Annotated in this window: 11 protein-coding genes and 1 tRNA gene; 5 read left to right on the forward strand and 7 right to left on the reverse strand. The window is 48.7% G+C overall.

Annotated elements, in window-relative coordinates; translation table 11 throughout:
• Positions 1-5: 5 nt before the first annotated feature.
• Both tssC and tssB read right to left on the reverse strand, forming a co-directional pair.
• Positions 6-1499, reverse strand: coding sequence for a type VI secretion system contractile sheath large subunit (gene tssC / locus DHN43_RS13880; protein ID WP_063289815.1), 1494 nt, complete (start codon positions 1497-1499; stop codon positions 6-8).
• A gap of 96 nt (positions 1500-1595) precedes the next feature.
• Positions 1596-2105 (reverse strand): type VI secretion system contractile sheath small subunit, encoded by a 510-nt coding sequence (tssB, locus tag DHN43_RS13885; RefSeq protein ID WP_057462095.1) that lies wholly within the window; start codon positions 2103-2105, stop codon positions 1596-1598.
• Between the two features lie 268 nt (positions 2106-2373).
• On the opposite strand from tssB, the gene tssM reads away from it, so the two are divergent.
• Positions 2374-5961: a type VI secretion system membrane subunit TssM gene (gene tssM, locus DHN43_RS13890; protein ID WP_256387179.1), complete on the forward strand. Its 3588-nt coding sequence runs from the start codon at positions 2374-2376 to the stop codon at positions 5959-5961.
• Positions 5962-5966: 5 nt separating this feature from the next.
• Complete coding sequence (locus DHN43_RS13895; protein WP_108818977.1) at positions 5967-7391, forward strand: TssA family type VI secretion system protein; 1425 nt, start codon at positions 5967-5969, stop codon at positions 7389-7391.
• A 347-nt stretch (positions 7392-7738) separates the two neighbouring features.
• On the opposite strand, the gene DHN43_RS13900 is transcribed toward DHN43_RS13895, so the two are convergent.
• The 3 genes from DHN43_RS13900 to DHN43_RS13910 form a co-directional block, all read right to left on the reverse strand.
• Complete coding sequence (locus DHN43_RS13900) at positions 7739-8902, reverse strand: M20 aminoacylase family protein (RefSeq protein WP_108818978.1); 1164 nt, start codon at positions 8900-8902, stop codon at positions 7739-7741.
• Between the two features lie 88 nt (positions 8903-8990).
• A complete protein-coding gene (locus DHN43_RS13905) occupies positions 8991-10541 on the reverse strand; it encodes a BCCT family transporter (RefSeq protein WP_208995410.1) in 1551 nt (516 codons plus the stop codon).
• A gap of 115 nt (positions 10542-10656) precedes the next feature.
• Positions 10657-11823, reverse strand: a complete 1167-nt coding sequence (locus DHN43_RS13910) for a M24 family metallopeptidase (protein ID WP_108818979.1) — start codon at positions 11821-11823, stop codon at positions 10657-10659.
• A gap of 323 nt (positions 11824-12146) precedes the next feature.
• On the opposite strand from DHN43_RS13910, the gene DHN43_RS13915 reads away from it, so the two are divergent.
• From DHN43_RS13915 to dpaL, 3 genes are all read left to right on the forward strand, one after another.
• The gene (locus DHN43_RS13915; protein WP_057464576.1) at positions 12147-12845 is read left to right on the forward strand and encodes a helix-turn-helix transcriptional regulator; all 699 of its coding nucleotides are present in this window, start codon (positions 12147-12149) and stop codon (positions 12843-12845) included.
• A gap of 5 nt (positions 12846-12850) precedes the next feature.
• Positions 12851-13234 carry a RidA family protein gene (locus tag DHN43_RS13920; protein ID WP_057464574.1) on the forward strand — a complete coding sequence of 128 codons (384 nt, stop codon included), beginning with the start codon at positions 12851-12853 and terminating at the stop codon, positions 13232-13234.
• Positions 13235-13332: 98 nt separating this feature from the next.
• A complete protein-coding gene (gene dpaL, locus DHN43_RS13925; protein ID WP_108818980.1) occupies positions 13333-14514 on the forward strand; it encodes a diaminopropionate ammonia-lyase in 1182 nt (393 codons plus the stop codon).
• A 46-nt stretch (positions 14515-14560) separates the two neighbouring features.
• On the opposite strand, the gene DHN43_RS13930 is transcribed toward dpaL, so the two are convergent.
• Entirely contained in the window at positions 14561-14701 is a 141-nt protein-coding gene (locus DHN43_RS13930) for a Rid family hydrolase (RefSeq protein ID WP_108818981.1), read from the reverse strand.
• A 369-nt stretch (positions 14702-15070) separates the two neighbouring features.
• Positions 15071-15146: transfer RNA gene (locus tag DHN43_RS13935), tRNA-Phe, on the reverse strand.
• Positions 15147-15289: the final 143 nt, after the last annotated feature.

Here is a 15289-nt window from a genome sequence, read left to right on the forward strand (position 1 = left end):
AGCCCTTAGCTATCCTTGTCCAGCTTACCAACGAGCGACAACTCAAAATTCGCTCCCATGTATTTGAAGTGCGGACGCACTTTCAAAGACACCTGGTACCAACCCGGATCACCTTCTACATCAGAGACGATAACCTCTGCTGCTCGCAGTGGACGACGTGAACGTACATCTTGAGGTGGGTTTTCCTGATCAGCCACATACTGCCGGAGCCAGGTATTAAGCTCACGCTCCAGATCTTCACGCTCTTTCCATGATCCGATCTGTTCGCGCTGCAGCACTTTAATGTAGTGAGCAAGGCGGTTGACGATCATCATGTAAGGAAGCTGAGTGCCAAGCTTATAGTTGGTCTCCGCTTCTTTACCTTCCTTGGTGTTCTGGAAGATCTTTGGCTTCTGAGCAGAGTTTGCGGAGAAGAACGCCGCATTGTCAGAGCCTTTGCGCATCGTCAGTGAAATGAAACCTTCTTCGGCAAGCTCAAATTCACGGCGATCTGTAACCAGAACTTCCGTTGGAATTTTCTCTTCGAGCTGACCAAAGGCTTCAAACACATGTACCGGCAAGTCGTGAACAGCACCACCTGATTGCGGACCAATGATATTTGGACACCAACGATACTTGGCAAAACTCTCTGTCAGGCGGGTTGCCATCAGGAATGAAGTGTTACCCCACAGATAGCTCTCATGCTCTTCTGTCACATTCTCATTATAGACGAACGCATCAACCGGATTTTCTTCCGCATCATATGGCATGCGAAGCAAAAAGCGTGGGCATGTCAGGCCAACATAGCGAGAGTCTTCACTCTGACGGAAGCCCATCCATTTGCGGAAACGCGGTCCTTCATAGATGGAGAACAGATCTTTCTGCGCAGGCAGATCCACATACTCATCAACGTCGAACATTTTTGGACCAGCTGCCGCAATAAACGGAGCATGGGCCATTGCGCCAACGGAGGCAGTAAACTGAAGCAGCTTTACATCGCGGGCACCAGGACCAAAGTCATAGTTGGCAATCATTGCGCCTACAGGCTCGCCACCAAACTGGCCATACCCACTGGAGTAGACGTGTTTGTAAAGGCCAGATTGTACGACTTCCGGGCTGGTTTCAAAATCTTCCAGCAACTTGTCTTTAGAGACAGAAAGCACATCAATCTTGATGTTCTCACGAAAATCTGTCCGGTCAACCAGCAGTTTCAGACCGCGCCATGCAGACTCGAGTTCCTGAAATTTTTCATCATGCAGAACTTCATCAAGCTGCGCTGATACTTTCAAGTCCAGTTCTGCAATCATACGGTCAACCAATACGCGGTTGATCCGCTGGTCAACTTCCTGGCTCGCAAGGAGGTCAGAAATAAACGCTTCGACGCCTTTACGCGCTATGGAATAGCTTTCTTCGTCTTCAGGGCGAATGCGGGTCTCTTCCATGATCTGGTCAAGAAGAGAAATCGCGGCCCCCGAACCGGCAACATCTGGCTGGCCGGTAGAAGCTGATACATCTACCATGTCATCACATCCATGTTTTTACTTTGAAATGTACTTGCGGATCAAAACGAACGAGCTCCGCAGTTGTTTATAAAATCTATTGATAATGACGTGGTGTCAGCTGTTCTCTTCCTGAGACGAAACCACTGCATCCAACTCTGAAAGAAGCTTCTCACGCTGCTCTTTATCTTGTAGCAGCTGCTCTAGTCGGTTGCGGAACGCAGGAATATTTCCAAGCGGCCCTTTAAGAGCAACAAGAGCCTCACGCAGATCGATTAGCTTTTTAAGCTCAGGAATTTGCTTCACGATAGAATCTGGCTCGAAGTCTTTTAGTCCTTCAAACTTCAGATTGACCGCAAGCTGTGCGTCTTCTTCCTCAACAAGCGTATTTTTGACCGTTAGCTCACGCTCCAGCCCCGCTTCTTTCATCACCGATGCGAAGGTATTCTTATCAACTGAGAGCAATTCGCGCTCTTCAAGAGGCGTATCGTCTTCTTTGCCGTTGTAATCACCCAACATGACAAGACGCAACGGCAGTTCGACTTCTTCCTGTTGGTCACCAGTTGCAGGAACATAGCGAATGTTAATCCGCTCTTTGGGTGCAACAGAACCTTCCTTGCCAGCCATTAGCCTTCCCCACTCTTCTTAACAAAACTGAAAACATCTTAGAAACTACCTAAGATTGTACTTAAATTGAAAATTGAAAACTTTAGCGTCAATTCGACTCTAAATTTCCCTTAGGCCTATCGGAAAGAAAAACAGACGACAACCCAAAAGTAAAACTTCCGTTATTAGACTTTAGTAATATTGATTAGCAAAGTAAATATTTCGAGAAAAAAGATAATATTGCCCGAAAATGCGATTCGACCTGATTAATACAAACCAGAGAAACGTAATGATAATTAGAGCTCTCTCAATAATCAAAACTATACTATTATCGATTATTAAATTAACTACATCATATATATTTATAAGCTCGATATTTCTAATTTTACTCGTTTTAAGTGTATTTTTCTTCAGGGATTTTGTGTTCTCCTTCGCAGGCTCAAGCGAAAGAAAATTAATCTACAGCGCCCTTGCAATGGCAGTGTTTTCCATAATTTGGGGTGCCAGTAACTTAATTTATGTAAGCATAAAGAAGAAGAAAGTTGATTTAAGTAAAAATAAAGATAAAAGAGAAAAGCCTAAAACACCTGATCTATCCTATCTGAATGAGTTCGAGCGTGGCTTCAACCAAGCCCTGCAAACCATCAGCAGAAACTGGGCAGGCAAGGGTACTCGCAGAAATGGAAAGAACCTCTACGCGCTACCCTGGTTTGTGGTTTTGGGATCTCCAAGTTCGGGCAAGACATCCCTTATTGTTGAATCGAATTTAAAGTTTCCACTTGCACATCTTTTCTCTCAGGAAGACGCCAAGCATGTGCAACCGACAAAAGACGTTGATTGTTGGGTAACCGACGAGGCGGTTCTGTTTGATGTTGCTGGCCAGTTTGTTGAACATGTAAACGGAAAGCAATCTGACACTCATGAAACACATTACGCAGGTTTATGGCGCCGCTTTCTCAAACTCCTGCGTGACAACCGACCACGCAGACCTATCAACGGCGTTGTCTTATGTCTCGATCTATCAGAGCTTATTTCGCTCTCCTCTCAGGAGCGAAACACGAAAGCAGCACTTATTCATGCTCGCCTGAGCGAGATGACGGAAGTGCTGGGCACGCGCTACACCGTCCATGTCGTACTTACCAAGTTCGACCTCATCGATGGTTTCCATGAGTTCATTGGATGTCTGCCCACAGCAGAAAGGGCAAAGCCATTTGGCTTTACATTTGATCTTCATAGTGGTCGGGATCAAGACAAGTGGTTAGACGAGTTTAATGCAGCTTTTGCCAAACTGCTGGAAAACCTCAATCATACCACTGTCGATCGTATCTCAGATATTCGTTCAGCACACAAACGTCGCCAACTCTATCTGTTCACCCGTGAGATGGCTGGCTTAAGTACAATTTTGGGCGGCTTCCTCGGCAAAGCCCTGCATCAAGACAAGTTTTCAACCGCCCCTCATATTCGTGGCATCTTCTTCTCATCAGCCCGGCAGGAAGCCATCCCAACAAATCCTGTTTTGCAGGCAACCTCACAAAAGTACGAAATAGCGCCGCCAATCCTGCCCATTCACAGTGGCCCATCCAAGCAGTACTTCTCTTCTGCCCTGTTTGATCAGGTGGTCTTCAAAGAAGCGGGGCTTGCTGGCGACAACATCAAGATTGAACGCGCGAAGCGTTTCGCCCTCATCGGCTCAGGCCTTGCAGCTTCATTGTTGTATGTCGGCTTTTTCAGCGCTTACTGGATGGGCTACGAAAGCAACCGCGCACGCGCAGATCAGGTCGTTGATATCACTGAGAGCTTTGAAGAGCTGCTCCAGCAAGGACCAGCCCAAAACTCTAATGCGTCCGGGCAAAATTATATTCGTTCTCTTGGAGCTCTTACATCGGCAAGCGACATTTTTGGCAACTACCGCAGCAGAAACTGGCTTATGTCTCAGCTTGAGCTTTATCAGGGGCACAAAATAGGCCCGGAAGTTGAGAAAGCATATGTAGACATGCTCGCACGCTACTTTCTCCCGGAAGTGGCAGCATTCGTGCGAGATGAGATCGCAAAACTTGGAGAGGACGAGACCGGTAGAGACAGCAATGAACGCCTTGAAGCTTTGCGCGTCTATCTCATGCTAGGAGATGCGTCGAGACGAAATGAGCTGCTGGTCAAAGCCTGGATGGAACAGAAGTGGCAAGAGCAGTTTGAAGGTGATCTAAAGCTTCAAAAAGCTCTTCGTGATCATCTGGTCTTTGCCATTGAGACTGCAGGGCTAGAAGCCGCACTTGATAAAGATCTGGTGGAAACCTCCCAAAGAGACTTAAGAGAAGTTCCGAGAGACCTTCGTCTTTACCGCAATATTGAACAGGTCAGCGACAGACAGCTGGCCTCATCAGTCAATTTCCGAAATGATATCGGACCAGCTTACAACATTGTTTTTGATGGCACCAGGAGCAGCAGCGGAAACGATCAGCCGATTGGGGTGAAAGAGTTTTTCACAAAAGACGCTTATCTGGACTATTTCGTAAAAATGAATGACGGCCTTTCTGTCGTCGCTGTTGAAGATGCATGGGTCGCAGATGAGCGCGATACGGTTGAGTATTCTCAAGCCGACCTGAAAGAATTCCGTCGCAAGATCGTGTCCCGCTATGCGACCAATTACATCTCCAGTTGGAACACCGCGCTGAACCGTTTGGAAATTACTGATTTCAGAAATCTGGATCATGCGGTTGATATTCTTGAAACCCTGACTGGCCCAGACCGACCGCTGAACCGGCTCATCAACCGCGTCAAAAGTGAAACTGAGATCTATGAAGGCAAGCTTATCGAGCTGAATGCCGAACAGGCCGTGGACTCTGACCTTCCCTTCGATATCTACCGCGAGCAAGGATTGCGTGTCCGTCGGGCATTTTCCAATCTGAACGGCTTGGTTGAAGCAGAGGAAGGCGAAAAAGCCTACCTGGAAGATCTGGATGCTGCACTCAACACACTCTACGAATACCTCAAAGACATCCGACAAGCAGGGGAACGCTCTGGCGAAGTAGCCCTCGCGCGCGCGAAAGCCAGGATTGACCTGCAGGGAGAGGACCCGATCTATACTCTCAAACGTATAGGTGTTGATCTGCCAAGTCCATTGAACCGCTTCTTCGCAAAATTGGCGGACCAAAGCTGGAAGGTTCTGCTGCAGGAAGCCAAGAAGGAACTGCAGCGCAGCTGGAATGAAGAGATTTATGCAGACTATAATCTGAACTATGCTCAGCTCTATCCATTCAACAAACAAGCTGAGCAAGAAATACCGCTTGAAGAGTTTGAGAGTTTCTTCGGTCCCGGCGGCAAAATCGAGACATTCTATAAGAAAAACCTCATTGTATTTGTTGATGAAGCAACGGGCGAACCCAAAACCATCGATGGCCGCCACTTAGCCATCGAGAAGGATTTCCAGGACAACCTGAAGATCATTCTGGATCTGCGCAGGAGCTACTTTAACTCCGAAGGGCTCATTGGCGTTGAGTACAATATTCAGCCTGTGGCTCTTGCAGCCAAACTGCGTCGTGCCGTGATGAATATTGAAGGGCAGATCATTTCCTATTCACATGGGCCAAGGCGTCCAATCCGCGTGATTTGGCCTAACGTGCTTACAAATGAGGCAGAGAGCAGCCTTTCAGTCTTCCCTGCAGGAAGAGGTCGTCCGCATACAGTTACGTTCAAAGGGCCTTGGTCTGGTTTCCGACTGCTGGACTTTGCTACAACGAAGGGCTTTGACAGCAATGGTGCACTGATCGAATTTAGTTTCGACGGTCAAAAAGCAACTTATTCACTGCTTCACAAAGGTGCTAGTTCGCTCGCACGCAAGCAACCATTGTCCGGTCTTATCCTACCAGCAAAGATGTAACTCTTATGACCGCATCAGAAGCAAAATCAGAAGAGGCAGCTCCGGCTGCGTCTTCTCTTTTCGTAACATCCTATGACGACCTCGCCAAAGCGGTCCTTTCCCCCATTTCAGATAGGTTTGAAGACGACATTGAAGATCATCCAGACTTTGACGCCGTCAGTGATGAGTTGATGAAACGCGGCACCCTCTCTCACGGCTCGATCGACTGGAGTCTGGTAGAGCGGGAAGCGCTGCAACTGCTGCAAAACACTCAAAAAAGCCTGGCAGTTTTGGAAGCTGTGCTGCTTGCCCGAATGACGCGGAAAACACGCGGGGCTTTGACCAGTTGCATCCGAGGCCTTGATGCCTGCTTAATAATGCCAAGAGCAGACCTCTGTCCAAAAGAAACTCGAAGATTTGATCTCATCCTACGCCGTATTTGTGGTTTATTCAGCATGGATGCGTTACCCGGCAAGCCCGGCACAGAAGCTGAAAAACTGGATGAAAGCCTTGCTCGCCTGACCAAAAACGAACTCTTGCTTGAGCACGGCCTTGTAAAAGATTTTCGTGTGCTTCAGGAGAGACTTGAGCTTGAAAAGAAGCAGACGGAGAAAGAGAAAACGCAGACTGCTGCCGGATCCTCTGCATCAGGAGATGGAGCAAAAACGGGGAGTATCGGTTCCGCAACTCCGATGGATGCACGTTCCTTTAAACGCACCACCGCTGAGATATGCACGCTCATCTTTCAGGAAGATCCATCCCTTCCCTTTATCTACCAGCTGCGCCGCCATGCATGCTGGCAAGAGATAACAGGTGCACCTCAGATAACATCTGAGTCCAAAACTATTATTCCTGCCGTATCAATAGATACCTGCGACAAATATCGCGATGCGCTCAAACAAAGCAATGCAGATATAGCAATCATTCACCAGTTAGAAACAACGCTGTTTTCTATGCCATTTTGGATTGAAGGCCAGTTCATTTCAGCTCAATTGGCTCTCAAAGCCGACCACATACAAGTCGCTAATGCCATCACAGAGAGCACCCAAGAGTTCATAGGCCGGCTCCCGGAACTTCGCGAACTGTCCTTCAACGATGGCACCCCCTTCATAGAAGGAGAAACGGCGGAATGGTTAAACTCAAAGCCTGCGCACGCAGACATGCCTGCACAGGCAGATTACCAGCAGGAAAGCAAAGGTCTCACAGACTTTGTTGGCAATCCAAGATTAGCCTCAAAATGGAATGGAGAGTATAAATCACAACGCTCCCCACGCCAAAAGGCCTTCATGGAACTTGCTATGCTGGAAGATCTCGCAGGCTCCGGCTTCTCCGCCCTCGTCTCCGACCAAACACTGCGCCTACAAACATCCGTCGAAGAAACATCCATAACCGACTGGGATCCCGAATTCTTCAAAAGAGCCGCTGCCCTTACACGCAAGAGCCGAAAATGATGAATAACCCACCGACAACATTCATTACCGAATGCAAACTCGAACCAAAGTGCGGGCTTTGCACTCCAAAAACTAGAGACTACCATTTATCTCGAGTCCCCTAAGATATCTGGTGTGAACAAAACTATCTCACTTTCCCGTCCATATTCAAATAGAGGAACTGAAGAAAGTTTCATTTAGAATTTAATTAATGTGTGAGCATGGTAATAACTGCATTTCATCTCATGAGTATAGATTGCTACACGCACAGGTCCTTTGGAATAGAAAAATTAAACCGTAACCTCCCTGCTTCTCATTCTGGAGGAAGGAAACAGGGAGGTTGGGTGGGAACTGGTTGTGGCTGATAGTTAGGCGTTAGCTGGGAGTTGGTCTTTTACGAGTTCGGTCCAGAAGCTGACGCCGGTCATTAGGATGTTGTCGTTGAAGTCGTAGAAGGGTTTGTGGAGGGCTGTGCCGCCTTTTTCGCCTACTTTTCCGTTGCCGACGAGAATGTAGCAACTTGGGACTTTGCGTTGCATGTACGAAAAATCCTCTGAGATGGTGAAGGGAGGAGCTTCGCCGTCTACGTTTTCTTCTCCGGCGATTGCTTTGGCAACACGAACGGCAACAGCTGTTTCCTTTGGCGTGTTGATCGTGGAGAGGAATGTGTTGGTGAACTTATATTTGTATTCAACGCCGGCTGAAACACACTGACCAGCAGCCACTCTTTCGATGGCAGCTTCAATCTTTGCCAACGCTTCATCAGTAAAGCAGCGGGTGTCGCCTTTGATGGTTGCGGACGATGGAATAACGTTGGTTGTGCCGTTGGTGGTGAACTCCGTCACCGAGATCACGGCAGGTTCATGAATTGAACTCAAGTTACGGCTGGTGACCGTTTGCAGGGCCAGTATGATCTGCGCGCCAACCACGATTGGGTCAGTGCCCATGTGAGGCATTGCAGCATGACCGCCTGTCGCGAGGATCTCGATTTCAAAACCACTTTCCGATGCCATGATCGAGCCCGGATTGGTTACAAAATGGCCTTCCGGAACGCCCGGCACGTTGTGCATGGCGTAGATGGCATCCATCTTGAAACGGTCAAACAGGCCATCTTCGATCATTGCTTTTGCGCCGACGCCGTGCTCTTCACCCGGCTGAAAGATGAAATAGACTGTTCCATCGAAATTCTTATGCGTTGCTAGCTCATGGGCAGCACCAAGCAGCATGGTGGTGTGTCCGTCATGACCACACGCATGCATCATCCCATCGGTTTGGGATTTATAGGCGAAGTCATTTTCCTCGGTAATTTTGAGGGCGTCCATGTCTGCACGCAGGCCAATCGTGCGGTCGCTATCACCACATTTAAGCACGCCAACCAAGCCGGTGCGACCGATATTGCGGTGAACTTCAATGCCGAATTCTTCCAGCTTCTGGGCGATGAACTCGGATGTTTTCACTTCTTCAAAGCCAAATTCCGGTATTTGATGCAAGTGCTGGCGCCACGCAATGACCTGTTCTTCGATTTTGCTCATTGAAGTTCCCTTACCTCCTTTAAGAAACTTACAAGGAGGCAGCCCTGGAGCGGCTGCCTCTTCGCTTTATTTGTTTTTATTCTGCAGCTTATTTGATTGCTGGCACGCCTTCTTCCGCTTGCTTTTCATCAGCAAATTCTTCACGGAACATCTTGAATGTACTGATCATTGCTATGAAGAGCACAAACATCAATGGCAGAGCGAAAATCAAACTGATGGACTGCAACAGATCGATACCAGATTTTGTTGCCAGCATCAGTGTCAAAGCCATAGCACCCTGTGCAATGGTCCACATAACCTTCTGCTTATTGCTTGGGTTCAGGGAACCATCTTCACTCATGGAGCTGAGTGTGAAGGTTGAGCTGTTCATGGATGTGATGAAGCAGGTGAACAGAGCAATCACAACACCAATGGAGATGACGGTACCGAGTGGGAAGTCTTCCAGCACGATGAAGGTTGCAGCTTTAGACGACGCTGCTGCAGCTTCCAACGCCTCCGGAGAGGCTTCAAGGCCAATTGTGCCGAAGAACGCAACCCAGAGGAAGATACCGAGGCATGGCAGGATCATAGACCCAAGGATGAACTCACGGACTGTACGGCCTTTGGAGACACGTGCAATGAACGGACCAACAAACGGCGCCCAGGCAATTGCCCATGCGTAGTAGTAGATTGGCCAGCCACCGATCCACGAGGTTTCTTTATCAGCGGCAAAGGTTGGCAACATCAACGCATCAGTAAAGAAGTCGTTCATGTAGTTACCCATTGTATCAAAGTAAACATTGATCATCTGGGTGGTTGGGCCAAGCGCGCCGACGAGTACAATCAAACCAACAAGAAGGTAGGCGTTGTAATCGGAAAGGATCTTGATGCCTTTTTCAAGACCAGTGGTGGTGCACAAAATGGTGATGACTGTGATGGCACCCACAAGAATGATTTTTGTCAGAGGGCCATCCGGTGTGCCAATCAGATAAGAGGAGCTGATGGACAGGGACAGGCCAGTTTGACCAAGAGAGGTAGAAATACCTGCGATGGCGCCAAACACACAAACCAGATTGATCAGTTTGCCCCAGCCACCATTTGCTTTATCACGGCCCCATGGGAGCAAAATGTTACTGATCAGGCCGCTTTCGCCTTTACGGTACATCAGATAACCGAGGATCAGACCAACCACGGAGAATGCAGCCCAGGCCTGAATGCCCTGGTGAATGAAGCTCTGCTTCATCGCAAACTCAGCTGCTGCAGGTGTTTGTGCAGCAATACCGGTTGTCTCTAACGGGTTCATGTAGTGATAAACTGGTTCTGCAACACCCCAGTAGAGCATTACTGTACCCATACCAGCGGAGAACAGCATCGCAATCCATGAGAAGGTGCTGAACTCTGGTCTGGAATCGTCCGCTCCGAAGCGGATATTGCCGTATTTACTGAAGGCGAAGAAGAACATCACCATGACATAGGCAAAGGAGCCTGCCATATAGATCCAACCGAATTTATCGGTCAGATAGTTCATGGTGCTTACACCGACATTAAACAGTTGATCCGGGAACAGGATGCCTGACAGAACCACGACAACAATGAATGTCATCGTGCTGGCAAAGAGCATCTTACCTTGTTTTAGTTGTTGTACAGCTTGGTTACTCATAACTCTCCCCTGAGTTAACCGCTACAGCGCTAAGGATAAGCAATGCCGAAGCAAATTATCCTGACTGCATAGGAGGGAAGCCGTCTCTCTGCCCCGAGGGGACGGCTCATGCTTGTTATTTAATGATGATCATTTCTGGCGTAGCACGCTCGGTGAGCCACTCTGCACCGTCTTCTGTGATGACGATATTTTCCTCATGAACCATCTGCTTTCCTGGCGCGTAGTTCATGCCCGGTTCCAAAGTCAGAACCATACCCGGCACAAGCAAAGTGTTGTCGGTTGCTGTGTGAGATGGGCGCTCTGTCAGCTCCATGCCAAGACCGTGGCCAATGCGGCCTACGTCATTACCAAGAGCACCGGCAGCTTCCAGAACACTCCACATTGCATTGTAGATGTCTGTGGTCGTGTTGCCCGGTTTGGCGGCTTCAAAGCCTTTGGTTGTTGCTTCCCATGTTGCGCGATAGGCAGCAAGCGTCTCTTCACTTGCAGAGCCAAACGCCCAGTTGCGGTCAAAATCTGAGAAGTAACCATCTTTGACTGCACCTGTGTCGATGATGAGAACATCACCGTCATTCAGCACGCGGTCCGTTGGGCCCATGATGATGCTGTCATAGCCATCGGGACCAGACCCTGCGATAATGTAAGGGCACTCATCCGCACCTGCCGTGAGCATGTCAATTCTGAACTGCTTGCAGATTTCGCGCTCGGTCATTCCAGTTTTTGCGTAGTTTGGAATGAGGTCGAAGGCTTGATTGGTGATACGGCAGATTTGGCGGGTTTTGTTGATTTCAGCCGCAGACTTGATCTGGCGAAGATTGTGAATTGCAAGCGCAACGTCAACAAATTCTAACTCAACCTTATTGCGCAGTTCCAGGAAGTTATTTGTTGGCATGCGTAGATAGGATTCAATGCCGAGCGTTGCACCCACACGACCGTACTTCTTAGGCAGATCATTCATGGCCTTGGCAACCAGAGAAATGCCATCATCTTCAGGGCAAGGTGATGCCCAGGTACGGATATCATCAATCCATGTTGCCGCCATTCCAGTGGCGCCGATCTCTGGTATCACCGCGATTGGCTTGCCTTCAAGAGGTACAATCAGAAACCATGGTCGTGTTGGACTATGCCAAAACTGAGTGAAAAAACCAGAGAAGTAGCGGACATTTGGTTCTGTCGTGAAAAGGACAGCGTCCACTTTTTGCTCATGCATCACCTTTTGCAGGCGTGCTGTCCGGCTTTCAAATTCTGAAACTTCAAAGCCCCTCAAAGAAAACTCTGACATGATGTGCTCCCGTTTTATGACAGAGTGGCCGGACCCGAAATTGCAAATTTGTGAACGCAAATGGGTTCAACCAGTCTTTGAGTTACATATTTAATACAATATCATTTCAGTCAACAATATTAGACTGAACTAGGCGTTCATACATATATATTTCTGAATTTCCGTCCTCTTTAGTGGATAAAAGACCCGCATCACTACGTATTTTAGCTCAAAATTAGCTTTTACAGTTAAATGAAGTGAACTTTTCGTTGCAAACACCGGGAAACGTGGTTACCAACACAAGGAACCTATTACGCATTCAGGCGAGCCTTGAGAAAACAGTTATGATCGACCTCAATGACTTCACAAATGTAGAATGTCTCTTTGAAGATGATGATGATCGTCTTGCAAACTACTTCCGCATTGCAGAGACAGTCGCGGATTTGATCGGACCACACTGTGAAGTTGTGGTGCATTCTCTCAAAAACCTTGAAACGTCTGTCGCCAAGATCGTCAACGGGCACATGACGGGCCGAACAATCGGATCTCCGATAACAGACCTCGGTTTGAAGATGCTGCGGGTTTATCAGGAGACAGGCAATCTGACGCCGAAAGCCTACTTCACGCACAATGCTGAAGGGCAGCTGCTTAAATCAGCAACGACCATAATTCTTGGTGCTTCAGGCAAACCCATCGGTTTGTTCTGCCTGAACATCAATCTTTCCCTCCCATTCTCAGAGATCATCAGCACGTTCACTCCAGATGCTGCTGAGGTTGCAGAAAAAACCACACCAGAGCGCTTCAGCACCAACTCAACTGAGGTCATTTTGGGTGCTCTGGAACAGGCGATCAAAGATGTGGAGGCAGACCCATCGGTGACACAGAAAGCCAAAAACAAGGCCGTCACCAGATTGCTTCTTGAACGCGACATCTTTGAGTTCAAAGAAGCAACCGTACTTGTGGCGGAAAATCTCGGGATCACGCGACACGCCATCTACAAGTACATCCGAGAATCAAAAACTCAGATCACTAGCAAAGAGTAAGTAGAATGAAAAAATTAGTTGCGACAGAAAACGCTCCAGCTGCAATCGGACCGTATTCTCAGGGAACTGTTTTGGAAAACCTTGTTTTCACTTCTGGTCAATTGCCGCTTGATCCAAAAACAATGGCCTTTCCTGAAGGTGGCATCACCGAGCAGGCCAGAATGTCACTCGCTAATTTGAAGGCCGTGCTGGAAGAAGCTGGTGCTGGCATCGACAGCGTGGTGAAAACCACGTGCTTCCTCGCTAAAATGGAAGACTTTGCAGCGTTCAACGAAGTTTACACGGAAGTCTTTGGCACTGAAGGTGCACCTGCACGCTCTTGTATTCAGGCGGGCCGCTTGCCGAAAGACGCGCTGGTTGAAGTCGAAGCAATCGCGTACGTCAAATAAGCTGCACCACGTTCCTGTTGCTGCGCTCTGAGATAGAGGTCCCCACTCTCTTCGAGCGCAGCTCTCCTCCCCTTGCCCAAGCTGTTGAAGAGACCAAGATGCTTAAGATACGCAGCAATCGTTTCCGCACAGGTGAAACCAGTCCACTGTTCACGACTGAAGTTGCAGAGAAAACGCGTGAGTTTCATAGCCAGATCCAAGGTTATGAGCCAACTCCCCTCACCAGCCTTCCTGCCTTAGCAAAGGAACTGGGCGTCAAAGCAATTTATGTGAAGGATGAGTCCCATCGCTTCGGACTAAATGCCTTTAAGGTGCTTGGCGGCTCCTATGCCCTTGGCCGCTTGCTTGCGAAGAAGCTGGATCTCGATATTTCGGAGATCGACCTGCAGACTGTCTCTCAAAAGTTTGAGCGCCCTATGGTCTTTACAACAGCAACAGCTGGCAACCATGGGACGGGTGTCGCATGGGCTGCGCGCGCCATGGGTCAAAAGGCTGTTGTTTACATGCCAAAAGGCTCGCCTCAGTCAGCTGTCGAGCGCATCCGGGGTTTAGGTGCCGACTGTATCGTGACCGATGTGAACTACGATGACACTGTTCGGTTGGCGAATAAAACAGCTGAAGAGAACGGCTGGGAGCTTGTTCAGGACACTGCCTGGGATGGCTATGAAGAGATACCAACCTGGATCTCCCAGGGCTACATGACAATGGCTGGAGAAGCAGCTGACCAACTCGCCAAGCTGGACGATGCTCAACCAACTCACGTCATGCTTCAGGCTGGTGTCGGAGCCATGGCAGGTGGTGTTCTGGGCTATCTTGCAGATGCGTATGGGCCTGAGAACTTTACCTCTGTAATCAGCGAGCCACGCGCTGCAGATTGCCTCTATCAGTCTGTTTCCAGCGAAAATGGCGAGATGACGGCTGTTGAAGGCGACCTGACCTCTATTATGGCAGGTCTGGCCTGCGGTGAACCAAACCCGATCACTTGGCCAATCCTACGAGACTGTGGCGATCACTTCATCTCAGCCACAGATAATATTGCCGCAACTGGCATGCGTATTCTTGGCAATCCGCTTAAAAATGATCCTGCGATCACTGGCGGCGAGTCCGGTGCTTTGAACATCGGCCTGCTTTATGCATTGAGGGCGAAAGAAGAGTATGCCGAGCTGGCACAAAAAGCTGGCCTCAACGAAGAGAGTGTTGTGTTGATCTTCAATACTGAGGGCGACACCAATCCAGAACGCTACAGAAAAATCGTCTGGGAAGGCGCCTTACCTCTTTAACCGCTTATGAACCCAAACAGGGCCGTTGCTCTGTTTGGGCCTTTACTTAAAGCGCTGCGAGCACCAGAACCTCAATTTTGTAGTGAGGTTTCGCCATGCGGGCTTCGACGCAAACTCGTGTTGGGGCTGCGTTGAGATCAGCGACCCACTCATCCCAGACGTTATTCATCCCATCATATTCACGCATGTCTACCAGTCAGATCTGGACGAAAATACGTTTTCACGAGTTGTCCCTGCCTCAGCAAGCAAGCTGTCAACTTTTGCAAAAACGTCTTTTGACTGTTCGGTGATGTCTACGAACTTAAATGGCTTCTGAAATTGCTAAAATCATTGGGTTAAATATCGCGAGCTTGCGGATCTACCGGCAACAGTAGCGGACGTCTTATGCAAAAAAGTGCTGATTTGCGCAAAAGCATGTCGGATATTGCTGTCCGATTTGAGAAGGAAATCACGCTGCGCGGGGAAGAGTTCAGCAAGTGGTTGGAGCAAAAGTGTCAAACCTTGAGAACGCTGAGCGAATGCTCGGTTTATTATCTAACAATTTCAAGAAGATAAGTGGTGCCCGGAGGCGGATTCGAACCACCGACACGCGGATTTTCAATCCGCTGCTCTACCAACTGAGCTATCCGGGCACATTCTGCTAGGTCGGTTTGTTTCCCGTCCTGCGAAGGTGAGCGTCTTATAGGGTGCCAAATTTCTCCTGTCCAGCAGGCAAATGCATTTTTTACAAAGAAATCTGTTTTCTCCACTGCCTGCTCACCATTTTCTCTTAAGC

Origin of the sequence: Pseudovibrio sp. Alg231-02 (assembly GCF_900143565.1) — a bacterium.
Classification (GTDB): Bacteria; Pseudomonadota; Alphaproteobacteria; order Rhizobiales; family Stappiaceae; genus Pseudovibrio.

What these genes read in the sequence shown, in the direction of transcription:
- DHN43_RS13895 (WP_108818977.1), top strand. Translation starts at nt 5,967, where the DNA reads ATGACCGCATCAGAAGCAAAATCAGAAGAGGCAGCTCCGGCTGCGTCT.
- DHN43_RS13905 (WP_208995410.1), bottom strand. Translation starts at nt 10,541, where the DNA reads ATGAGTAACCAAGCTGTACAACAACTAAAACAAGGTAAGATGCTCTTT.
- DHN43_RS13920 (WP_057464574.1), top strand. Translation starts at nt 12,851, where the DNA reads ATGAAAAAATTAGTTGCGACAGAAAACGCTCCAGCTGCAATCGGACCG.
- DHN43_RS13910 (WP_108818979.1), bottom strand. Translation starts at nt 11,823, where the DNA reads ATGTCAGAGTTTTCTTTGAGGGGCTTTGAAGTTTCAGAATTTGAAAGC.
- dpaL (WP_108818980.1), top strand. Translation starts at nt 13,333, where the DNA reads ATGCTTAAGATACGCAGCAATCGTTTCCGCACAGGTGAAACCAGTCCA.
- tssM (WP_256387179.1), top strand. Translation starts at nt 2,374, where the DNA reads ATGATAATTAGAGCTCTCTCAATAATCAAAACTATACTATTATCGATT.
- DHN43_RS13900 (WP_108818978.1), bottom strand. Translation starts at nt 8,902, where the DNA reads ATGAGCAAAATCGAAGAACAGGTCATTGCGTGGCGCCAGCACTTGCAT.
- DHN43_RS13915 (WP_057464576.1), top strand. Translation starts at nt 12,147, where the DNA reads ATGATCGACCTCAATGACTTCACAAATGTAGAATGTCTCTTTGAAGAT.
- tssC (WP_063289815.1), bottom strand. Translation starts at nt 1,499, where the DNA reads ATGGTAGATGTATCAGCTTCTACCGGCCAGCCAGATGTTGCCGGTTCG.
- DHN43_RS13930 (WP_108818981.1), bottom strand. Translation starts at nt 14,701, where the DNA reads ATGCGTGAATATGATGGGATGAATAACGTCTGGGATGAGTGGGTCGCT.
- tssB (WP_057462095.1), bottom strand. Translation starts at nt 2,105, where the DNA reads ATGGCTGGCAAGGAAGGTTCTGTTGCACCCAAAGAGCGGATTAACATT.